General features: G+C 55.3%; 24 protein-coding genes. 7 read left to right on the forward strand and 17 right to left on the reverse strand.

Annotated features, from left to right (window positions below):
• Positions 1 to 42 precede the first annotated feature (42 nt).
• Positions 43 to 1,782, forward strand: coding sequence for a sugar phosphorylase (locus RCCS2_RS17305; protein WP_037294515.1), 1,740 nt, complete (start codon positions 43 to 45; stop codon positions 1,780 to 1,782).
• Here RCCS2_RS17305 and RCCS2_RS17310 read toward each other — a convergent pair whose 3' ends face one another.
• From RCCS2_RS17310 to RCCS2_RS17375, 14 genes are all read right to left on the reverse strand, one after another.
• Entirely contained in the window at positions 1,783 to 3,003 is a 1,221-nt protein-coding gene (locus RCCS2_RS17310; RefSeq protein WP_008236728.1) for a glycosyl transferase, read from the reverse strand.
• Entirely contained in the window at positions 2,996 to 3,778 is a 783-nt protein-coding gene (locus RCCS2_RS17315; RefSeq protein ID WP_008236729.1) for an HAD-IIB family hydrolase, read from the reverse strand. The genes RCCS2_RS17310 and RCCS2_RS17315 overlap by 8 nt, the downstream gene beginning before the upstream one ends.
• 73 nt (positions 3,779 to 3,851) lie before the next feature.
• Positions 3,852 to 5,156 (reverse strand): HlyD family type I secretion periplasmic adaptor subunit, encoded by a 1,305-nt coding sequence (locus RCCS2_RS17320; protein WP_008236730.1) that lies wholly within the window; start codon positions 5,154 to 5,156, stop codon positions 3,852 to 3,854.
• Positions 5,153 to 6,892 (reverse strand): type I secretion system permease/ATPase, encoded by a 1,740-nt coding sequence (locus RCCS2_RS17325; protein ID WP_008236731.1) that lies wholly within the window; start codon positions 6,890 to 6,892, stop codon positions 5,153 to 5,155. Before RCCS2_RS17325 ends, RCCS2_RS17320 begins: the two co-directional genes overlap by 4 nt.
• Positions 6,893 to 7,040: 148 nt before the next feature.
• The gene (mnhG, locus tag RCCS2_RS17330) at positions 7,041 to 7,412 is read right to left on the reverse strand and encodes a monovalent cation/H(+) antiporter subunit G (RefSeq protein ID WP_008236732.1); all 372 of its coding nucleotides are present in this window, start codon (positions 7,410 to 7,412) and stop codon (positions 7,041 to 7,043) included.
• Positions 7,409 to 7,696 carry a K+/H+ antiporter subunit F gene (locus RCCS2_RS17335; protein ID WP_008236733.1) on the reverse strand — a complete coding sequence of 96 codons (288 nt, stop codon included), beginning with the start codon at positions 7,694 to 7,696 and terminating at the stop codon, positions 7,409 to 7,411. Before RCCS2_RS17335 ends, mnhG begins: the two co-directional genes overlap by 4 nt.
• Positions 7,693 to 8,193, reverse strand: a complete 501-nt coding sequence (locus RCCS2_RS17340) for a Na+/H+ antiporter subunit E (RefSeq protein WP_008236734.1) — start codon at positions 8,191 to 8,193, stop codon at positions 7,693 to 7,695. The genes RCCS2_RS17335 and RCCS2_RS17340 overlap by 4 nt, the downstream gene beginning before the upstream one ends.
• Before the next feature lies 1 nt (position 8,194).
• Entirely contained in the window at positions 8,195 to 9,739 is a 1,545-nt protein-coding gene (locus RCCS2_RS17345) for a monovalent cation/H+ antiporter subunit D (RefSeq protein ID WP_008236735.1), read from the reverse strand.
• The gene (locus RCCS2_RS17350) at positions 9,736 to 10,071 is read right to left on the reverse strand and encodes a Na+/H+ antiporter subunit C (RefSeq protein WP_008236736.1); all 336 of its coding nucleotides are present in this window, start codon (positions 10,069 to 10,071) and stop codon (positions 9,736 to 9,738) included. The genes RCCS2_RS17345 and RCCS2_RS17350 overlap by 4 nt, the downstream gene beginning before the upstream one ends.
• A 1-nt stretch (position 10,072) precedes the next feature.
• Positions 10,073 to 12,943 carry a monovalent cation/H+ antiporter subunit A gene (locus RCCS2_RS17355; RefSeq protein ID WP_037294498.1) on the reverse strand — a complete coding sequence of 957 codons (2,871 nt, stop codon included), beginning with the start codon at positions 12,941 to 12,943 and terminating at the stop codon, positions 10,073 to 10,075.
• 226 nt (positions 12,944 to 13,169) lie between these two features.
• Complete coding sequence (locus tag RCCS2_RS17360) at positions 13,170 to 13,862, reverse strand: substrate-binding domain-containing protein (protein ID WP_008236738.1); 693 nt, start codon at positions 13,860 to 13,862, stop codon at positions 13,170 to 13,172.
• A gap of 5 nt (positions 13,863 to 13,867) precedes the next feature.
• The gene (locus tag RCCS2_RS17365) at positions 13,868 to 15,160 is read right to left on the reverse strand and encodes a sensor histidine kinase (RefSeq protein ID WP_008236740.1); all 1,293 of its coding nucleotides are present in this window, start codon (positions 15,158 to 15,160) and stop codon (positions 13,868 to 13,870) included.
• Positions 15,157 to 15,906 (reverse strand): response regulator, encoded by a 750-nt coding sequence (locus tag RCCS2_RS17370; protein WP_008236741.1) that lies wholly within the window; start codon positions 15,904 to 15,906, stop codon positions 15,157 to 15,159. The genes RCCS2_RS17365 and RCCS2_RS17370 overlap by 4 nt, the downstream gene beginning before the upstream one ends.
• Positions 15,899 to 16,510, reverse strand: coding sequence for a Spy/CpxP family protein refolding chaperone (locus RCCS2_RS17375; RefSeq protein WP_008236742.1), 612 nt, complete (start codon positions 16,508 to 16,510; stop codon positions 15,899 to 15,901). Before RCCS2_RS17375 ends, RCCS2_RS17370 begins: the two co-directional genes overlap by 8 nt.
• A gap of 234 nt (positions 16,511 to 16,744) precedes the next feature.
• Here RCCS2_RS17375 and RCCS2_RS17380 point away from each other — a divergent pair, with 234 nt between their 5' ends.
• On the forward strand, positions 16,745 to 17,044 hold the full coding sequence (locus RCCS2_RS17380; protein ID WP_037294519.1) for a DUF3817 domain-containing protein: 300 nt from the start codon (positions 16,745 to 16,747) through the stop codon (positions 17,042 to 17,044).
• Positions 17,034 to 17,429: a CopD family protein gene (locus RCCS2_RS17385; RefSeq protein WP_008236747.1), complete on the forward strand. Its 396-nt coding sequence runs from the start codon at positions 17,034 to 17,036 to the stop codon at positions 17,427 to 17,429. The genes RCCS2_RS17380 and RCCS2_RS17385 overlap by 11 nt, the downstream gene beginning before the upstream one ends.
• Before the next feature lie 84 nt (positions 17,430 to 17,513).
• Here the strand turns inward: RCCS2_RS17385 and RCCS2_RS17390 are convergent, their stop codons facing one another.
• On the reverse strand, positions 17,514 to 17,861 hold the full coding sequence (locus RCCS2_RS17390; protein WP_008236749.1) for an antibiotic biosynthesis monooxygenase family protein: 348 nt from the start codon (positions 17,859 to 17,861) through the stop codon (positions 17,514 to 17,516).
• Positions 17,858 to 18,181 carry an NIPSNAP family protein gene (locus RCCS2_RS17395; protein WP_008236751.1) on the reverse strand — a complete coding sequence of 108 codons (324 nt, stop codon included), beginning with the start codon at positions 18,179 to 18,181 and terminating at the stop codon, positions 17,858 to 17,860. The genes RCCS2_RS17390 and RCCS2_RS17395 overlap by 4 nt, the downstream gene beginning before the upstream one ends.
• A 74-nt stretch (positions 18,182 to 18,255) precedes the next feature.
• Between RCCS2_RS17395 and RCCS2_RS17400 the strand changes: the two genes are divergently transcribed.
• Both RCCS2_RS17400 and RCCS2_RS17405 read left to right on the forward strand, forming a co-directional pair.
• Positions 18,256 to 18,939 (forward strand): ArsR/SmtB family transcription factor, encoded by a 684-nt coding sequence (locus tag RCCS2_RS17400; RefSeq protein ID WP_008236753.1) that lies wholly within the window; start codon positions 18,256 to 18,258, stop codon positions 18,937 to 18,939.
• Positions 18,940 to 19,129: 190 nt separating this feature from the next.
• Entirely contained in the window at positions 19,130 to 19,870 is a 741-nt protein-coding gene (locus RCCS2_RS17405; RefSeq protein ID WP_008236755.1) for a lysozyme inhibitor LprI family protein, read from the forward strand.
• A 105-nt stretch (positions 19,871 to 19,975) separates the two neighbouring features.
• Here the strand turns inward: RCCS2_RS17405 and RCCS2_RS17410 are convergent, their stop codons facing one another.
• Positions 19,976 to 20,623, reverse strand: a complete 648-nt coding sequence (locus RCCS2_RS17410; protein ID WP_008236758.1) for a GntR family transcriptional regulator — start codon at positions 20,621 to 20,623, stop codon at positions 19,976 to 19,978.
• A gap of 140 nt (positions 20,624 to 20,763) precedes the next feature.
• Between RCCS2_RS17410 and dctP the strand changes: the two genes are divergently transcribed.
• On the forward strand, positions 20,764 to 21,753 hold the full coding sequence (gene dctP / locus RCCS2_RS17415) for a TRAP transporter substrate-binding protein DctP (protein ID WP_008236761.1): 990 nt from the start codon (positions 20,764 to 20,766) through the stop codon (positions 21,751 to 21,753).
• Positions 21,754 to 21,833: 80 nt separating this feature from the next.
• A partial coding sequence (locus RCCS2_RS17420; RefSeq protein ID WP_037294501.1) for a TRAP transporter small permease occupies positions 21,834 to 22,165 on the forward strand: 332 nt, incomplete at its 3' end.

Here is a 22,165-nt window from a genome sequence, read left to right on the forward strand (position 1 = left end):
TTTGGTCAGCTATGCCTTGGGAAAACAGGTGACGTGTAGATGATGAAGACACACTCTTTTCAAAAGCGGCTCACGTCGCTGATCAGACAAGTCTATCCTGATCAGGATGCCGAGGTGCTGGCGCAAAACATTCAGAACGCGTTTTGGCCAGATGGGACACGGCGGCGCAAACGCGGGCGCACGCCAAGCAATGATTTGTGGACCGAAAAGGACGCGCTGCTGATCACCTATGGTAATTCAATCATCGATGGCGCGCATAAGCCCCTTGATCTGCTGCACGACTTTCTGTTGCGGCGCATGAAAGGCGTGGTGAACGGCGTGCATATCCTGCCGTTCTTCCCCTATACCTCGGACGATGGCTTTGCCGTGTCGGATTTTCGCAGCGTAAACCCGCAGTTGGGCGATTGGCCCGATATCAACCGGATCAGCGCAGATTTTCATCTGATGTCCGATCTGGTGCTGAATCATGTGTCCAGCCAAGGGACATGGTTTAACGGATACCGGCAGGGGCAGTCACCTTTTGACAGGTATTTTTTCGAAGCCAGCCTTGATGATGACGTCAGTGATGTTGTCCGCCCGCGCACAACACCGCTGTTGCAAAAGGTCGAAACCGCCAACGGCCCCCGCCATGTCTGGTGCACGTTCAGCCACGACCAGATTGACCTTGATTTCCGCAATCCCGAAGTGCTGTTGGAATTCCTGCGGATCATCCGCCTGCATGTGGACAACGGCGTGCAGATCATCCGGCTGGATGCGGTGGCCTTTCTTTGGAAAGAACCGGGTACATCCTCAATCCACCTGCCCCAGACCCATGCCATTGTGAAACTGATGCGGCTGCTGTGTGATTATGCATCCGAGACGATTATCCTGCTGACCGAAACGAATGTGCCCAAGGCCGAAAACCTAAGCTATTTTGGCGCGCATGACGAAGCGCACGCGATCTATAATTTCCCCCTGCCTCCGCTGATCCTGCACGCGGTCATGTCCGGTTCAGCCCATTACCTGCGCCATTGGCAAAGCGGGATGCCACCGGCGCAGATGGGCTGCGCCTATCTGAACTTCACGGCCAGCCATGACGGGATCGGGATGCGCCCCGCTGAAGGTATTTTGCCTGCCGACGAACAGGCGCGGATGATTGAAACAATCCAGAACATTGGCGGCCTTGTGTCCATGCGTGCCCTGCCCGATGGGGGCGAGGCGCCTTATGAAATCAACACGACCTTCTATGAAGCAACAGCGCAGACTTTCGCCGGTCAGGATGACCATCACTTTGACCGCTTCATCTGTACCCAAACCATCGTCATGTCGCTTGAGGGCATACCTGCCTTCTACATCCATTCGATGCTGGCCACCCCTAACGATCACGCCCAGGTCGCACATCGCGGTATGAACCGGGCGATCAATCGGCACCGGTGGGATTATCCGACATTGAATGCGATGCTGGATGATCCTGAAACACCACAGTCGCGGATATTGGCTGCGGTGTCAGAGCGGCTGCGTATCCGCGCACAACAACCGGCGTTCCACCCCAACGCCACACAGTTCACCATGCCTTTGGGCGATCAGGTGTTTGGCGTTTGGCGGCAAAGCCTGGACCGGCGTCAATCCATCTTTGCCCTGCACAATGTCAGCGATCAGACGGTTGTTCTGTCTCAACTTTCGATGAATTTAATCGCAGATGAGACATGGTTCGACCTGCTGACCGGCGAAGCGCTCGATATGGATCAAGAGGCCGTGACGCTGGCCCCCTACCAATGCCGTTGGATCACAAACCAAGGCTGATCATTGATAATCTGCCGCATCCGCCTGCGCCGCTGCATTCATATCAGAAAGGAACGTCGGATCGGCGGCATGGACGCGGTTCCATGTGGGAATAAAGGGCGTTTCATGCGGATTGTCCAAAAACACCTGTCCCGCACGCATGATATTCTCGGCAAACATCTCGATCGCGTTTTCCTCAGTGTGGCGATCAATCGCGAGGCCGTTCATCTTGGCATCGCTATAGTATCCGTCCAACAGATCAAGCGCGCAGCGGTAATAGGTGGCTTTCAACGTGCGGAAGGTGTTGGGCGTAAAGACCGTACCATCCGCCGCCAGCTTGCGAAAAATCGCCTTGCAGATATCGGTAGACATGCGGTTCAGGCCTGACCCGGCCTCATCCGCGGCCATGTCCTGATGTTTGTGATCGTAAGCATCCGAGATTTCGACCTGACACACCGCCTTGGGTGCCAGATTGCGCCAAGCCTCTGATAATACCCCGATCTCAAGCCCCCAGTCGGATGGGATGCGCAGGTCAGGCAGGATGGCCGTGCGCATGGCAAATTCACCTGACAGCGGGTAGCGAAAACTGCGCAGATAATCGATATAATCGCGCGGTCCGATCACACGGTTCAGGGCAATCAAAAGCGGGCTGACCAACAGGCGTGTGACCCGACCGTTCAATTTGCCGCCACCGATGCGGGCATAGTACCCTTTTGCGACCTGATAAGGAAAATTGGGGTTGGCGACCGGATAGACCAGCCGGGCCAGCATTTCCTTGTCGTAGGTCAGGATATCGCAGTCATGGATCGCCATAACCGCACTGTCAGCGCAGCTCATCAGATAGCCCAGCGATGACCAAACGTTTTTGCCTTTGCCCTGCTCGTTTGGTGCCAGACCCAGTTCGTGCAAACGCGCGCCCAGCGCCAACATGCGCGGGCTATCGTTCCAGATCACGATATGATCTTGATTGAGCCCCTGAAAGAACGATTTGGCATGGCGGAACTGCGTCTCGTCAGCGGCATCCAATCCAACGATGATCCGGTGCAGATAGTTCACCTTGGACAGTTCGGTCAGGATATGGGGCATCGCATCGCCTTCAAGCTCTGAATACAGGCACGGCAAGATCAGAGAAATTTTGCGGGTGGACGCAAAGGCGTTCAACTCTGCCTCCATTTCCCCAACGACGCGGGTGCGCAGATTGTGCAACGTTGTGATGTTTCCGTTTTGGTGGAAATCAGCCATGCGGTGGTGTCCTACTCTGTTCAAAGCGGTCAATGAGGTGAAGAATAGCCCAGTTCCAACCAACAGGGCCCGCATCCTGCGTGCGTATGATACGACCTGCTTTTTCGGTCTTAAGGGGCGGTAGCGGCTGACGCGCGGGGTTTGCGATGACCACCCCGATATCGGCATGTTCCAACATGGCAATATCATTGGGCGCATCCCCAAGGGCAACCGTATGCTGCGGCTGATAAAGGTCGATGATGTCGCGCATATGATCCACTTTGTTGCGCCCCAAGGATAGCGTCAAAAATCGCCCGCCTTGTTGCGCGGTGATACCATCATCAGCCAAGGCTGCAAGGAACGCTTCTTTGTCAGCCTTTGCGCCCGACCACAGGCCGGGTTCGGAAAAGCACCGCTGCTTTGCAAGCGCGGCATCATCGGGCGATAGGCCCGTCAAGTCAGAAACATCCTGTGCCGTCATATCCCCAAAACCGCGAAACTGCTGGCGTAGATCAGACGGTACGCCATCCAAGGCCGCACGTACCTTGGCATAATCTTCTGCAGCGGGCGCCTGCATCTTGAATGGTGGCAGAATGCCAGCCCCGTTTTCAACGATAGCAGGCCATTTCTGCACACCCATCTTGGCGCGCAGTGGACCCATTTCAGCTGCGGTTTTACTGCTGGCCAGCACAATACCGGCGGCCATGTCGTGCAGTGCATCCAAAGCGGGTTGTGCAGCGGCCCAGTCATACGTCGTATGGTCGATCAGCGTTCCATCGAGATCGGTGAAAACCATCAGGTGACAAGGGGCAGGCATAGCAAAATTATGGCTGATGCGCGGCGCGACCACAAGGCATCATGACCCTATCTCAGGTCTCTCTGAAGGCTTTGTTAAAATAATCGGCAAGTGGCTTGATCAGGAAATTCAGCGGGCTGCGATCCGCAGTACGCACGAAGGCTTCGACGGGCATACCGGGGATCAGCGTCATATCGTCAGGCAAACGGGCCATCTGCCCTTCTTCCAACTGCACCTCGGCCCTGTAATACGACAAACCGGACGTTTCGTTTTGAAAGGCATCGGCTGACACCAACGTGACTGTCCCTTGCAATTCAGGTGACCGTTTCTGATCAAAGGCCGAAAAGCGCAATGTCACCTCTTGGCCGACAAAAACCTGATCAATGTCAACGACCTGCACCTGCGTGGCAATCACAAGAGGGCGGTCTTGCGGGATCAGAAACAGCACCGGATCAGCCGGGCGAATGACCGATTGCGGGGCAAAAACCTGCAAGCCATAGACCACACCAGAAACAGGCGCACGAATGTCCAACCGCTCAAGCTGACGACGCAGCGTGCGGCGGCGCTCTGACAGTTCCAATTCGTTGAATTGCAAGTCTCTGAGTTGGGTAATGGCATCTTCGCGACGGCTGGCGGCCAGACCGAGGATTTGCAACTCAATCTCTGTCATCCTTTCCCCGGCTTGCGCCGATTGTGCGGTCAGATCGCCAACCGTGCCCAGCAAGTTGGCCTCTTCACGTTGCAGGGCCAACACACGGCTGGCCTGTGCCAAACCGCGATCCAGCAGGCTTTGTTGGTCGGACAGTTCTTGCGCGATCAGCTCTTGCTGGGTGGATAGCGCCTGTTGTTGGGCTGCAATCCCAGCAAGCTGGCTGGCAATCTGAGCACGCTGCTGGGTCAGCTGTTCGACAGAGCCGCGATTGGTTTCAAGGCGCGCCTGAAACAGGCGGTCTTGTCCGTCCATCAATCTTTGCACTTCGGGGGTGCCGACCTCATGCAGGACATCGCTGAAAGCAAGCACAGGGGCGTCGTCGCGCTCAGCCTCGAGGCGGGCACGACGCGCCAGGATTTCAAACAACTGCCCTTCAACAATCGCCAATTCCGATTGCAGTACCGTTGGATCCAATCGTAAAAGCAGATCACCGGCCGCGACCGTGTCGCCTTCATCCACGATGATTTCCTCGACCACGCCACCGTCGGGGTGTTGCACAACCTGCCGGTTACGATCGACCTCGATCTGCCCGGTTGTGATCAGCGCACCGGATATCTGCGCCATCACGGCCCAAGTGCCAAAGCCACCCACAAGGATCAACAGTGTCAGCGCACCGATGGTAAAGTGCTTACGCGCCGACCAGCGCCGGTCAATCGCATCGGTCATGACACACCCCCGGCCTTGCCTGCGCTGCGTTTGATATCGCCATGGTTTTTAACCATCTCGGCCATCACCTCGTCCTTGGGGCCAAAGGCGCGGCGTGCGCCGTTTTCGATGACCAGCAACATGTCGCATTCCTGAATGGCAGACGGCCGGTGCGCCATAATAAACACGATCCTGCCGTCCGCCTTCAGCGTTTTGATCGCCTTATTCAGGGCCATTGATCCGTCGTTATCAAGGTTTGAATTAGGTTCATCCAGCACCACAATCACCGGATCACCATATAGCGCGCGCGCCAGACCAATCCGTTGGATTTGCCCACCCGACAAACGTCCGGTGGTTGCCGAAACTTGGGTATCGTATCCATCCGGCAACCGCAGGATCATCTCATGTGCGTCGGCGGTTTTGGCAGCGGCAATCACCTTGGCATCGTCGGGCGCCATCGACATCCGTGCGATGTTTTCCTTGATCGTGCCATCAAAAAGCTGCACCCGCTGCGGCAGATAGCCAACGTGCTGGCCCAGTACATCAGGGTCATATTGGTCAAGTGCCGCGCCATCCAGCCTGATCTTACCACCCGCCGGTTGCCAGACACCTGTCAAAACCCGGGCCAAGGTGGATTTACCAGCGCCCGATGTACCGATGACGCCAATTGCCTGCCCCGGTGCGGCGGAAAAACTGATCATGCGCAGGGCCGCCTGCGCCTCACCCGGCGGGACCACGGTGACTTGTTCAGCCATGATCCGAGCTGCTGGTCTGGGAAGTGCCGTGCGCGGCGTATCGGCGGGAATTTGTCCCAGCAATACAGACAGATTGCGCCACCCTTCGCGACCACGCTGGAACACCGCCCATTGCCCAACCAGCAATTCAATCGGGGCCAGCGCGCGACCCAGCAGGATCGAGCCTGCAATCATTGCCCCCGGCGACAGTTCGTTGATCAAGACAAGATAGGCACCCAGACCCAGCATGGCAGACTGCAGGAACAGGCGGAAGGCTTTGGTCAGTGCCGTGAATGTCCCAGAGGCATCAGCAGCATCAATCGTGGTGTCCAGCGACGTGCCACGCGCCAATTGCCAGCGATCAAAAGCCGCCCCGCGCATACCAAGCGAATGCACCATTTCGCTTTCATCGCGGATATGTGCGCCCAATCGTTCCGAGGCAAAGCTGGCCGCATTGGCCCGCTGCAGCGGTTTGCGGGTCGTCACCTGATTAAGTAGCGCGACAATCAGCAAAATTACGGCACCCACGACAGCCAAGATGCCCATCAGCGGGTGAAAGATAAAGATTCCCAGAAAGAAAAGCGGAACCCAAGGCAGATCAAACAACGCCATCAACGCGGGCGATGTGATCAGACGCTGCACCGCTTCCAGATCACGCAGGCCCGTTGCGGCCTCATGTGGGGCGCGGTGCAAGGTTGTTGCCTTCAGCACAGCCCCAAATACGCGCCGGTCAAGGCTGGCCTGAAACCGCGCACCAACGCGCCCCATAATCCGGCCGCGGGTGAAATCCAGAATACCCATCATCGCATAAAGAAAGGCGACCAGCACAGACAGCGCCAATAGCGTTTCAAAAGACCGCGAACTTAGCACACGGTCATAAACATTGAGCATATAAAGCGGCCCTGTCAGCATCAGCAGGTTCACAAAGAAACTGAAGACACCCACGACCCAGTAAAGCGTGCGGCTTTTCTTGCGGGTCTCAAGCAGTTCTGCCCGGCCTTTTGCGGTCTGTTGGTCAGACATGGTTGTCGCTACGCCCTAATCTTGTCCGCGCGGATATCGCCCGGCTTGCAAAGTTCTTTACCTTGAACACGGTATCACAAACCACCTTAAACACCCGTTTAACCTGCATCGGCGTGGCGCGAATGCCACCAAGCCCGATGAAACGCCTTCACCGTTCGCTATCAAAATCGGGCACGCTGAGTGTTGACCACGTATCATCTTTTGGTGGTTCAGGCGGCGTTTCGCAGGCACGGCGATGGATGTTCACCTTACCAATAAAGTTGGCCGAAATCGGTGCCGTGACAAACAGGAAGATCATGATCAGCACCTCATGTGTCGATGGTTTGCCGATATCGAAGGAATGCACGATTGAGGCCACCAACAACATCCCAATCCCCACTGTCCCTACCTTTGTGGGGGCATGCAGGCGGGTCATCGGATCGTTGAACTTTAACAGGCCAATCGCGCCGACCAGTACAAACCCTGCCCCAATGACCAGACATAAGCTTACAAAATATGTTCCGATAATCTGTGCGGTCATTCGATGATGTCCCCCCGCAGGATAAACCGGGCCATCGCCACGGTTGACACAAAGCCCAGCATCGCGATCAGCAAAGCGACTTCGAAATAGATCTGCACGCCTTGGTGGATGCCCAGAACGATCACCAGCCCCAAGGCATTGATCACCATTGTATCCAAAGCTAACACCCGGTCCCCTGATGTTGGCCCCAGAACCAAGCGCACCATCGACATCACCTGCCCCAGTGCCAGCGCCAAAAAGGCAATCGCCAGTGCGACATTCAGAAACTGCGTTGCGAGTATCATGCAAAAATCTCCAATAGCCGGGCTTCGTAACGGGTGATGATATCTTCGCGCACAGCATCGGCATCATCAGTGTGCAGCACATGCACCAGCAGGCTGTGCCCATGATCTGACAGATCAGCCGAAACGGTGCCCGGTGTCAGCGTAATTGTCCCCGCCAACATCGTGATGGCTTCTGGCTGTTTGAGCCGAAGAGGAACAATGATCCAAGCAGGCTTGAGCTTGGAGGTCGGCACGGTCAGTACAATCCACGCCACCTCAATATTGGCCACAACAATATCCCAGATCACCACAAAACTGTAGCTGATCATCTTGCCCACCCGAAAGCTGTTGGGCGTATCAGGCCACCAAACGGACGTACCCCATGGGATAATGATACCAAGGATGAAACCAAATACGATCATTCCCGCCGAAATCTCATTCTGCAGGAACATCCAGACAATCGTCAGGATCAGCGTCAAAAGCGGATGCGGGATCAACCAGTTGAATGCGCGCGCCATGTCAGTGATCCTCCGTCGTTGGTTTGCTTAGCTTGCCCGGTGTGTACACCACAGTCGAGATATAGGGTTCTGGGCTGAACAGCTGTGCCGCAACGGACGTTGTGTAGCGGTGTACCTGACCGGCAAAGATCGTGTGCAAAGCCAGCAACGTGATAAGCCCACCAATCGCGACATAGCACATCGTTGCGGGCGGTGACGTCGTGTTTTCCCCCTCGGGCAGCGCCACGCTTTGCGCTTTCCAGAACAAGACACTGCCCGCACGTGCAAAACCAACGATGCTGATCAGACTGGACCCCAGAACGATTGCCCAGACCCACACCATCAGGTCGGTCCCGAATGCAGCATCCAACAACAGGAGTTTCCCCAAAAACCCTGACAGGGGCGGCAGACCTGCCATCGCAATGGCTGCGATGAAAAACAGACTGGCCGTGATCGTGGCACCCGCAATGGGTGCTTGCGCTGTCAGATCAAGGTTTGCGCGGCGTGACCTGACCAAATCCACGATCAAGAACAAGGCCGCCCCTGCAAAGGTCGAATGCACGATATAATACAATGCGGCGGCAATCCCTTCGGGCGAGAAAAGCGCGATGGACACCAGTACCATGCCCATTGATCCGATGATGGAAAAGGCCACCAGCCGGTCAAACCGCTTGGCTGCCAGAACGCCAATCATCCCGATCGCAAGTGAAATCAATGCAGCGGGCAAAAGCCATGTATCATGCAACCCTGCCGTCACTTCCAATTCCGGCGGAAAGATCAGCGTATAGACCCGGATGATGGCGTAGGCCCCAACTTTGGTCATGATCGCAAACAAGGCCGCCACTGGTGCCGGTGCCTCTGCATAGCTGGATGGCAGCCAGAAGTGCAGCGGCACAAGCGCTGCTTTGATCGCGAAGACCAACAGCAACAAGACGGCAGCCACACGAATGCCAACCGTTTCTTCCGCACTGATCAGGGTCACACGGTTGGCCAGATCGGCCATGTTGAGCGTGCCGGTTTCGGCGTAAAGCGCGCCCAGCGCAAATAGGAACAGCGTCGATCCAATAAGATTGAACAGCACATATTGCACACCAGCGCGCAAGCGCACCGTGCCGCCCGAATGGATCATCAGGCCGTAGGATGCGATCAACAAAACCTCGAAAAACACAAAAAGGTTGAACAGATCACCCGTCAGAAACGCCCCCAATATCCCCATCAATTGAAACTGAAACAGGGCATGAAAATGCCGTCCCCGGTCATCCCAGCCCGAACTGATCGCATAGATCAGCACAAAAAGCGCCAGTACCGATGTCAGCAGGATCATCATGGTCGATAATCTGTCACCCACCAGAACAATCCCAAAAGGTGCCGCCCAATCGCCCAATTGATAAAGCATCACGGTTCCATCAGCGGTCGCCATCACCAGTCCGGCCGAGATCGCGACCAGAATTGAAACACCCGTCACCGAGAACACGCGCTGAATGCCGATGTGATAACGCGCCGCCAGAACGATAAAAGGGGCCAGCATCGCTGGCAAAACAACCGGTGCAATCAGCCAATGGGTCATACCTTACCCTCCGGCTGATCATCCACGTGATCATCGTCAGACCCAAGGAATGCGCCGAGGCCAATCATCACAACCACGGCCGTCATCCCAAAGGAAATCACAATCGCTGTTAACACCAACGCCTGTGGCAAAGGATCTGTGTAGGTGTTGATATCATCGCGCAGCACAGGTGGCGCCCCCGCCACAACACGACCAGAGGTGAACAAAAAGACGTTCACAGCATAAGTCAGCAGAGAGATACCCAAAATCACCGGAAACGTCCGCAAGCGCAAAACCAGATAAATGCCGGCGGCTGTCATGACACCAATGGCGGATGCAATCAGGAATTCCATGCTACGCGCCCTCCGTTACTGTCTGTCGGGGGCGGTCATCGCGTGACGGGTCAATATCCATTGGATGTTCGCTTTCAACCGCGTCTTTACGGCGCGCCAATCGTGAAAAGCTTTCAAGTGACAGCATCACAGCGCCCACGACAGACAAGAACACCCCCACATCGAACAAAGCAGCAGTCGCCAGTTCGAATTCCTGAAAAGGCGGAATGCGGACATAGGTGAAGTCTGATGTCAGGAAAGGTTTGTCTACAAACCATGACCCGATCCCTGTAAACCCGGCGACCAGGACCCCTGCCCCGATGACACCGTGATAAGGGTATCGCAATCGCGCAGAGGTCCACGAGAAACCGCTGGCCATATATTGCATGACAACACCAATCGACACGATCAGACCGGCGATAAAACCGCCGCCCGGTTCGTTATGCCCGCTAAGGAAAATATAAAACCCGACCATCATCACGACTGGCATCATCCCACGGGTCAGCACCACCATCATCATCGGATGCACACCGCCTGCCTGGGGTTGATCAGGCTTGCGGTTCAAAAGACGCATGCGCACAGGGCCGCTTAACAGTGCCTCGGTTAAGGCGTAGATCAGCAAAGCCGCAATGCTTAGCACGATGATTTCGCCAAACGTATCGAAGCCCCGGAAATCGACCAGAATGACATTGACCACATTGGTGCCGCCGCCCCCTTTGTAGGAATTCGCAAGATGGAATTCAGAGATTGGGGTGCTGACCGGATCGCGCAGCATATAGTAATAAGCCAGCGCGAAACTGGCCAAGCCGCCAGCAACCGCGACAGCCACATCGCGCATCCGGCGCAGAACCGTGCTTTCAATTGGCGTGTGGTTGGGCAGGAAATTTAGCGCCAAAAGCAATAGAATGATCGTCACCACCTCAACCGTGAACTGGGTCATTGCCAGATCAGGCGCGCTAAGGAAGACAAAACCGATCGACACCATCAAGCCCACAATTCCGATCAGTATCAGTGACAGAAAACGATTGCGGTGTAGGAACACCATACCAATCGTTGCCGCCACCAACATACCCCAGCCTGAGATCAAAACCGGGTCTGCTTTTTGCATCTCATGCATTGGCGCACCAACCGTGCCGGTCGTCCAAGCATAGTATCCTGCCACGACGATAGCGACCGTGCCAACGGCCGCATATCGGGTAAACGCGCCATTGTGCAGCGGCAGAATCAAGGCCTGCGACAATCGGACGATCGCGGCGACGACGGCGTCAAAGATCGTTTTCGCCTCGGGCCGTGGTACGGCATCCCACACGCGCAAGGCGGGTTTAAAGATCACCAGCATCGCCAAACCACCCAAGACAGCAATGATCGACATATAAAGCGCAGGCACCAAACCGTGCCAGATTTTCAGATGCGCTGACGGCATCTCTGCGGCGTTCCCCAGCACAGAGGCCGTGACCAGTTTGACGAATGGTTCCGCCACAAACGGGGCAACGCCAATCACAATCACCGGAATGATCAACAGCGCAGGTGGCAACCACATACCCGCAGGCGGATCGTGGGGTTTGGCGGGATAGTCATCACGCACAGGGCCAAAGAACACATGACCGATCAGCCGGAAACAATAAGCAGCAGAAAACAGTGAACCGACAGTGGCCAGCACAGGGACCAGCCAAGGGCTGTTGAACAGGACGGTGTGATTTGCCTCTTCCAACATCATTTCTTTGGACAGAAACCCGTTGAGCAGCGGGATACCCGCCATAGACAGCGCCGCCAGCATGACGATCACAAAAGTCACTGGCATCAGGGTACGCAAACCACCTAAGCGCCTGATATCGCGGGTATGCGCCTCGTGATCAATGATGCCCGCCGACATGAACAAGGCCGCTTTGAACGTCGCGTGGTTCAGGATGTGAAACACAGCCGCCATCGCGCCAAAGGCTGTGCCGGTCCCCAACAGCATAGTGATCAGGCCAAGGTGACTGACGGTTGAGAAAGCGAGTAGCGCTTTGAGATCATGCTTGAACAGCGCAATCACCGCGCCCAACACCATCGTGATTAACCCAGCGGTTGTCACGATCAAAAACCATTCGGTTGTGCCAGACAGCACCGGCCACATCCGCGCCATCAGGAAAATACCCGCCTTTACCATGGTGGCAGAGTGTAGGTAGGCCGACACTGGCGTGGGTGCTGCCATGGCGTGTGGCAGCCAGAAGTGGAATGGGAACTGCGCTGATTTCGTAAAGCAGCCCAGCAGAATAAGGATCAACGCAGGCACATACAGCGGATCAGCCTGAATAAGCTCTCGGTTTTGCAGAATAACGCTAAGGTCATAACTGCCCACAATCTGGCCAAGGATCAGCATACCACCGATCATCGCAAGACCGCCCATGCCGGTGACAGTCAGCGCCATACGCGCGCCTTGGCGACCCTCTGGCAGATGTTTCCAATACCCGATCAGCAGGAACGACGACAGCGACGTCAGTTCCCAGAAAATTAGCAAAAGCAAGATGTTATCGCTTAGGACGATGCCCACCATCGCACCCTGAAACAAAAGTAGGTAGGTGAAAAATTCACCCATGTTATCCTTGTGGCTGAGATATTGGCGCGCATAGGCGATGATCAAAAGGCCAATACCAAGGATCAACAAGGCAAAGAAAAAACCCAAACTGTCCAGCATCAAAGTGAAATTCAGACCAAGGGCCGGCATCCAATCAACGCGGGCGGTCACGATATCGCCGCCAAGGATGGCTGGCAGGTTGGTCAGCAAACCAACAAACGCGGCCAATGTGACGGTAAACGTCACACCAGCGCAAGCAGACCGACCGGCCGGATTCATCAGCCCCGGCAGCAAGGCACCAAAGAAAGGCAAGGCGACAATAAAGAAGAGAGACACAGCAACTCCCGAAATTTAGCTGGTAAATATGTGACCAATGCGAGCGCGCTTGAAAAGGGAGAAATGCAATTTTTACTGTTATTTCAGAAGATAGCATCCTAGGCGCAAGCAGATCGTCGCACTTGCACGAGGATGCAGCGCTTGTGGCGCGGTGCGGCTGACACAGTTTGCTGAATGCAGCTTTATATGCCGTTTTTCTAGCATTTTGCCTTCGCAGGCAGCCCTATCACTGCTCATTGCAGCGTACTGCGCCTAACTGTTCTAATTGTTCATTCAAGGCTTCATTCAAAAGCCAAGCGCTGAAATCATGCGTTACCTTGGCCGCCGATGGTGACATGCAAAGCGCAAAGTCGATATGCGCATTCAATTCAGTTGGGCAGATCGCAACGACTGACACCCCATCCATAGGCGCAATATTGGTCAGTGGAAGCGCTGCCAGCTCTGCGCGTCCGTCAAGAACGGCTTTCATCGGGCCGCCGCCTTCCAAGAACAGCAATCGTTCGGACAGATCATCACCAAGATTAAGTTGGCGCAGAACATCGCGGAAGGTATCACCGCTTGTTCCGGTACCGGTCAAGGCAATGCTGCGTGCAGACCTTAAAATGCGTACCAGTACATCGACGGATTGTGCAGCGGGACCGTGCGCACCTTTCGCACAAAACGCCAACGGTGCACGGGCGAAGGTGTGACACGACGATCTGTTTGCATGCCCTGCTATGATGATGCCTTCGACATAGCACGGATTTGTTATCGCAATATCCCACGCCGCCTTATCTGCGATCAGTCCGGGCACTTCTGGGTTCAGGACGTGCACTACGTTGATAGTTACGCCGTTTGCATGCTGGTAGATGGGGACAAGGTGTTCCATCATTTCTTTCAAGGCGATGGGAACAATGAAATTGATAACTTGATTGCTCACTTTTCTTATTCTCCCGCAAATCGGCGCGCTGCTGTGAACACTGGCTTGTCTTCATTGTGGTGCAAGTGATCGGCAAATGTCACGACAATCATGCTGCCTTTGCCATCCGCAATTTCAACGTGACCGCCATGTGCCTCTGCGATCTGACGCACAAGAGCAAGACCAAGGCCGTAGCCGTCGACGTTTTGTCTGTCGCGTCCACGAAAGAACCGTTCAAATACTTTTTCGCGATCTGCAATAGGAATGCCTTTGCCTGCATCGCGCACCGATAGGGTCGTTTCGCCGGACTTTTGCGTAATTTCAACCTCAATCGGGTGTGCGCCATGTTTTTCGGCGTTGGTGACAAGATTACGAACCAATCGCCGCAGCAAGTCCCGATTACCCCGGATGACAGCAGGTTGCCCGGTAACAGACACGCCGGCATCTGCACATTCCTCTGCAACCAGTCCCAACAGATCTATGTCAGCGTCCAATGCAGCAGGCGCTGCGTCCAACCGGCTGAGCGTCAGGATTTCATCGATCAGTTGGTCCAGTTGCGCGATGTCCATTTCGACAGTTTCCAGACGTGTTGTCGCACCTGTATCACGGAACAGTTCAATCCCAAGACGGATGCGCGATAACGGCGTGCGCAGTTCATGCGAGGCATTCGCCAACAGCACACGGTGGGCATCAACAAGCGCCTCAATCCGGTCCGCTGCGTCATTAAAACTATGTGCCAAGGCTGCAATTTCGTCACGACCTTGGATGTCCGCGCGCGTTGCAAGATCCCCGCCGCCGATACGCTCAACGGCACGTTGCAGCCGTTCCAACCGGCCTGTCATGCGCCGAACAAGCGGGTACGACGCGGCGCCAACCGCAATCGCGGTGGTCGCAAGGATCAAGACCAGTGCCCTGATGCCACCCAGACGCGGAAATGGCACGCGGGCTGCCACCATCCGCCCATCGGCCATTATAAACAGTCCGGACGGACCATTGTGCAAATCTGTTTCTTCAATCGTCCAGTCAGCACGCCCCTCTATCTGATCTGTCGCAATCAAGACGCCATTTGCGTCGAACAGCGCAAGTTCAACATTCAAACCATGCGCAATTTCGGCAAGGACAACGGCCTGTTCGCTGGCGGTGGCCGTATCAGGAGGCAGAGCCTGTGCGACCGCACGTTGCGCAAGGCTGATAGCTGTCGCACTCGGGCGGTCCTCAGACCCGAGGCGCGAAAAAACCAAGGAGGTCGTCAAGACCGTCAATGCGAGGGCCGCGATGATTGTCAGATAGATTTGAAGGTAAAGCCTTTGGCGGATCATAACGCGTATCCATGAGGTTCACCGCCATCCTGACTGCGGGCAAAGACATATCCGGCACCGCGGACGGTGATGATCCGGCGTGGATTTTTCGGATCATCTTCAATCTCGGCCCGGATACGAGAGATATGCACGTCAATCGAGCGATCAAACGCCTCAAGCGTTTCACCCCGCAGTGCATCCATTAAAAGTTCACGACTAAGAACGCGACCCGGCGCGCGGGCCAGCACCAACAAAAGCTGAAACTGATGGGACGTCAGATCGCAGCTGCGGCCATCGACTTTTGCCAGCATTGACCCCGGATCTATCTGTAAGCGCCCGAATTGAAGTGGCGTGGTTACAGTTTGCGTGGGTGTTTGCCCGCGGCGCATGATGGCGCGTAATCGTGCCAGCAGTTCGCGTGGCTCAAATGGTTTGGGCAAATAATCGTCTGCGCCAATTTCAAGCCCGATAATGCGATCCATTGGATCACCTTTGGCGGTCAGCATAATGATCGGTGTCTCGCTGCGCGCTTTCATGCGGCGGCAGACCTCAAGCCCGTCGATACCTGGCAGGTTGATATCAAGGATAACAGCCTTGAACGGTGTGTCATCCAATACACCCAACCCATCCTCGCCGGTCTTGGCGGTCGTGACACCAAAACCATTCGCGCCGAGATAGCTTGCGACCATCTCGGCGAGGCGGGTGTCATCTTCTACCAGTAAAACCGCGTCGGTCATTTGGCCTCTTGCCTGTGTGCGATCAATCACGCGTCCTGCGACGTTCGCGCATTTCTTGCAAGAACGCCATCCTGTCGGCGGCGGTTTGACGCTGTTCGGGCGTGAGAATGTTTGAAATACGCGTCATTGCCGTGATCATTTCGCGGCTCACGCGGTCGGCCTCGGCAATGCGGTCTGCGCGCAGGGCTTCGAGTGCGGCTGCGTCAACCTCTTCTGCCAAAAGCAACTCGCGTATTTCTGTACCTGCGGCGCGGAAACCATCCGGCACGGGGCGCAGGTCTGCCACGAGATCAAGGATAATCTGCGTGATCTCGTCGCGCTGCGCGTCCGTGGCGTCCAGTTCGATGGCCGCATGGGCCACGCCGCGCGCGATCATCCCGTCCATTTCCGCATCAGTCATATCGTCCAACATGCTGCCCCGGCCTGCACCAAATCTGTGGCCTGACCGAAAATCTGCCTGCACAAAGTCGGGCGCGCCGCCGTCAGTGACAAATTGTGCGACGTGTTGCGCGGGGCGGCTTTGTGCGATGGCTTGCGCACCAATACCGATGCAGACCGCCGCGGCGATGCCTGTCATCAAACGCCCCCGTCCGGTCTTGTACCACTTTTTGCCGATGGTTTTCTGGTGGGTCATATGTCCTGCCTTTTTGGGTTGATGAATATGGTGACCCGTATTTATGCGCCCTGTGTTGCTGGCGTTTGTAGCAAACGTAAAGTTCTGTGAAGTTGGTAGCGCGGCAGGGTCGTGCAGTTGCACAAAGGGGCAACCAGCACGGGGCGCGCGTTATGTGACGCCGCCCGTACAAACTGCAACCCGGATCCATACAATGACCTTACCCCGCCCCACTTTGATTATTGGCCTGTCCGCATGACTGGTCTGCGCCGCGCCGCCATTTTTGAGGCATGGACGCTGATCCTACTGTTCGGTGTCGCCATGCCCCTGAAGTATTGGGCCGGTATCGCGCAGGCGACGTCTGTCATGGGGCCGATCCATGGTCTTATGTTCATGGTGTTCGTATGGTTCGTGATCCGATCCTGGGCAGAGGGTATCATCGACATTTTCGGAACGCTGCGCCTGCTGATCGGTGCATCAATACCGGGGGCCGGATTTATCAACGAACGCTGGCTGCGCAGTCAATATGAAGAAGGAGAGCGTGATGCTTTATGAGTTGACCAAAGCGGCGCATCTTGTGACGCTGTTTGTGTGGATCGGTGGCATGGTCGCCGTTGGTCTGGCGCTGCGATATCCATCCAGTAACTTTTTGACGCCTCTCAAAGCATACGACCGCACTGTGACGACCCCGGCCATGATCGCCGCGCTTTTATTCGGCATCCTTTTGGGCGTGCAGGGCGGGTGGTTTTCTTCTGCGTGGTTAGGTGGAAAGATCGTTCTTGTGCTGGCCCTTTCAGGCCTGCACGGCGCGCTTGTCGGCAGGTTACGCCGCGCGATCTGGGAAAGCCCGCGTGACACCAAACCTGGTGGCAGAATATTTCTGCCTGCGGGCCTGGTCATCCTGACGCTGATTGTGCTGCTGGTGACACTGAAACCCTGATGGGGCGACGGCGTTGAACAAAGGCCTGTCGCCGCCTATCATAAAGCGCAAAGGATGGTCGCTTGGTTCACAGATTGGACGGACTTATGTGGCATGCACCTGTCGACTATCAGTTGGGGCCTCAGCGCGGTCGAACATGCCGTAATCACGGATCACGCCGGCAATACGCAGCCGGTAGGTCGCAAAGACCCCGGCCCTGCCCTTTGTCTGCGCACCGCGATGCGCGCTCAGATTACGCCAACGGGCGATCGCATCCTCGTCCTCGAAAAACGACAATGACAGGATCTTGCTTGGATCAGTCAGGCTCTGGAACCGCTCGACCGAGATGAAGCCTTCAACCTCATCCAGCATCGGACGCATTTCTGCGGCGATATCAAGATAGTCGTTCTTGCGGCCCTCTGCCGGTTCAACCTCGAAAATGACTGCAATCATGCGCTGTCACCATGCGGCGCTGAGGCGCATTTAAGCCAGGTACGGTCTTCGCGCAGCAGAAACTTTTCTTTCTGTGCGAACTCATAATTTTTACGGCCCAACGGGTCCGCTGCCAGTCGTGCGCGATAGGCTTCGTAATCTGCCAGACTGGCCACGTTGTAGATACCATATGCCAGCGTCGAAGACCCTTCATGGGGTGCGTAATAGCCGATTAGGTCCGCCCCACAGCGCGGGATAGCCTGACCCCAATTGCGGGCATATTCATTGAACTGATCTTTCTTTGTTGGGTCGATTTGATAGCGAATGATACAGGTTAGCATTACAGGCTCCTTCTTGTATGTCTCGCTGAGTCTAGCCGATTGCGAATGCGGGATGCTTCGACTAAGATCGAACTATGAAAGAAGGTCCTGATATTGCTCATTTAGCCGCGCTGATCGGTGATCCCGCCCGCGCCAACATGCTGACCGCGCTGATGAGCGGGAAGGCCCTGACTGTCAGCGAACTGGCCGAAGAAGCAGGTATTACCATCCAGACGGCCAGTTCCCATCTGTCCAAACTTGATGAAGGCGGCCTGCTGCGCCCACGTAAACAGGGGCGGCACAAATATTTCTCACTTGCCAATGATGACGTTGCGCATGTCCTTGAAGGTTTGATGGGGCTGGCGGCGCGATCAGGCCATTTGCGTCAGCGCACCGGGCCGCAAGACGCCAAGTTGCGGCAGGCCCGTGTCTGCTACAACCATCTGGCCGGGGACATGGGCACAAAGATGTTCGACAGTCTCATGGCGCAAGGCCATTTGTCGCTTAAGGGTGACGACCTGACGTTGACCAGCTCTGGCGAAATCTTTGCGGCAGACTTTAAAATTGATCTGGCAGCGTTGCGCAAAAACAAATCACTGCTGTGCCGGGAGTGTTTAGACTGGAGCGAACGCAGATCGCATTTGGCGGGCAGCCTTGGCCGCGCATTTCTGACCCGTTTCGAAGAACTGTCTTGGGCCAAACGAGATCAGAAAACCCGCGTCGTCTTATTTTCAAAGACGGGTGCGAAAGAGTTTGAGCGTCTGTTTGCAATTGGCTGACATCGCGCGGCCTCGGTCTGGTTTGAGGATAACAAGGCCAGTGCTGCGTTATATATGTGAGCGTCGGCCCCTCTATCGAAAAGTCCTGAGCGTTTTAGAAGCAAGCCAAGTGTGAAAGTGGACGAAGATCAATCAATATGAGATCATACAGAATATTGATATCAAGGACGCATATTCAGGATTTATATGGATGAAGAAATTACTGTTTTTCTGCGCGATGTTCTTAAGTGTTGGCACAATGGTTTCGGCAGGCTGCGCCGACTATGAAGATAACAGTCTGCCCAATACACCCGCGCCGCAATATCGCATTTGCTATGATGACGTCTGCGATGAGACGACGCTTTCGTTTGTATGTTCGAATATCAATGGGACGCAAAAAGGGTTCGCAAATGGGTGGGCAACCTATTACACGACGGCGCAATCCGGGGCTGAGAGTTTCAGGGTGACGTGGCATGGCCGCACAATTGACGCAGATAAGCACAGCAGATTGACTATTGAGGAAATTGGCCAATTGCACACGCCTGTTGCCACAAACAGCTCTGACGCGTTGGCAAGTTGTTTAGCGGCTGCCGATAATGCCGTTGGCTGCCTTGGTGTCGTTGGTGATATCGAAGTCAGCGAAAACGGATGTATCCGCGGCCAAGACCCAACAGATTGCTGGGCTGCCGAAGCCGCCGCATGGGACGCGCAATTAGCGATAGAAATGTCCAGCGCCCTTGCCGCAGTCACTGATTTAGTAGGCCAAGACTTTGCCAATGACTTGCAAGCGTCGCAGAACAATTGGCGCAACACGCGCGCCAGCGACTGCAAAGTGTACTTGCCGTTAGTGTTCGCACAAGATGGTGGTGCCGCTCTTTGTCGTGCGGAATATGCCGCCAAACGGATCGATTTTCTGCGCGATGTGGTGATCCGTTCGGAGTTTCAAGGATAGCATCTGAGATCAAAATACTGCATCCAAGGTGATCCTGCGTGTTGATATCTGCAACACGGGCGTCGTCGCACAGATCATCGCGGGCGCGAATTTGCGGCCTATCGTTTAGTTTTTGAGCCCTGCCATCAGTTGCTGAAACCTTTCGCCTTGAACGGTAACATGAGACCTTAACAGGTCCGCAGCGCGTTGCGCATCCCCGGCCTTAAGTGCGTCGATAATCTCATCGTGTTCGGCAAGTGATTGTGTCATGCGGCCTCTGACGCGCAGTTGGACGCGCCGATAAGGCTTTAGCCGGTTTTGCAGTCGCAAAGCCTCGCTTTCCAAATGCGCGTTTGTAGCGCCACGGTAGATTTCCTGATGGAAGGTTTCGTTTTCCAGGTAGTAACCGGATGCATCTTCCCTTTCGACGGCACTGCGACATCTGTCGTTTGCATCAGCCAGACGGACCAGACCGTCGTCAGTCATTCGTGCTGCGGCAAAGCGGCCGCATGCAGCCTCAAGTTCTGCCATCGTTTCAAACATTTCGAGCAATTCGACCGGCCCGGGCTGACGTACAAAGACACCGCGGCGCGGAATCTGTTCGGCCATTCCCGACATCACCAACCGTTGCAGCGCTTCGCGGATTGGTGTGCGTGAAACACTGAAATGCGTGGCAAGTTTGATTTCGTCAAGCCGTTGACCGTCCTCGTATTTGCCTTGAAAGACGAGTTGCTCAAGAGAATCTGCGATCTGTTCGGCGCGCTTCAATTCCATGGTAAAACAATACTAGGCTGAAGACGTAGAACGCAATAATTATTATCTTGTATACAAGAATATTGACCGAGGATGCAAATGAAGCAATGATAGATTATCGCCGCATCTGAGGAGAGTCGGCTTACCTTTGGGAGGAAATAATGAAAACGAAATTTCTAACGACAGTCGCCATGCTCGCGGCAATGAGCATCGGTTCGACGGCAAGCGCAGAGGAGCTTCGTCTGTCGCACCAGTGGTCGAACCAAGACATTCGCCACCAAGTTGCACAGATCGTCGCTGACGGCGTTGCTGCGGCTGATGTTGATCTTGAGATCAAGATTTTTGGCTCCAAGTCGTTGTTTAAACCGCGCGAACAGTACCGCCCGCTTAGCCGTGGTCAGCTTGATATGACTGTTCTGCCGCTTAGCTATGCCGGTGGTCAGCAACCCGCGTTCAACCTGACTTTGATGCCCGGCCTTGTGAAAAACCATGACCATGCAGCACGCCTTGCTGATTCACCGTTCATGGAAGCGCTGGAAGAAAAGATGGCCGAAGATGACGTCATGGTTCTTGTCCATGGTTATCTTGCGGGTGGTTTCGTTGGCGCCGATGGCTGCATCACACATCCCGACGATGTTGCAGGTCTTCAGACACGCGCGGCGGGCAAATCGTTCGAACAGATGCTTGCCGGGGCAGACGCGTCAATTACGTCAATGGCGTCATCCGAGATCTACAACGCGATGCAAACAGGCATCTTGAATGCTGCCAACACATCATCGTCGTCGTTCGTGTCCTATCGGATTTACGAGCAAGCCGCCTGTTATACCCCCGCCACCGAAGATGTGGCCCTTTGGTTCATGTATCAGCCGCTGTTGATGAACAAATCAACGTTTGATGGTCTGAACGCAGATCAGCAGGCCGCACTTCTTGCTGCTGCGGCCGAAGCCGAAGCGTACTACCTCGAAGAAGCCAAGGCGCAGGATGCTGCCTCTGTCGATGTGTTCCGCGAGGCCGGCGTAGAGATTGCTGAAATGACAACCGAGGACTTTGAGGCATGGCGCGCGCTGGCGCAGGAAACCTCTTATGCCGCATTCGTGGAAGAAGTACCTGACGGTCAAGCGTTGCTGGACATGGCTCTTGCTGTCGAGTGATTGAAAGCCTTGGTGACCACCTTTGTCAGGTGGTCACCATACCTTGCGGACAATCTTCTCATTCCTGAAAGGAAGCTGATATGGCTGGCCAAAGCTCAGCCGTTACTTCGCGCACGGGAAACAATCCCTTTTTGCGCGGTGTTGCGGCCCTCTCTACCCTTGCTGGTTGGTGTTCTGCGGCCATGATTGTCGCGGCGGTCGCGATCACATGCCAAATGATTTTTGTACGTTTCGTACTGAATGGATCAACTGTCTGGCAGACCGAATGTGTCGTCTACCTTGCGATTGGCGCCACGTTGGTCGGGCTGCCATATGTACAGCGGCTTCGCGGCCATGTGAATGTGGATCTGGTCCCGCTCGCGCTGCCGAAACGTGCGCGATACTATATGTATCTGCTGACGATGACGCTTTC

Origin of the sequence: Roseobacter sp. CCS2 (assembly GCF_000169435.1) — a bacterium.
Lineage (GTDB): Bacteria > Pseudomonadota > Alphaproteobacteria > Rhodobacterales > Rhodobacteraceae > Yoonia.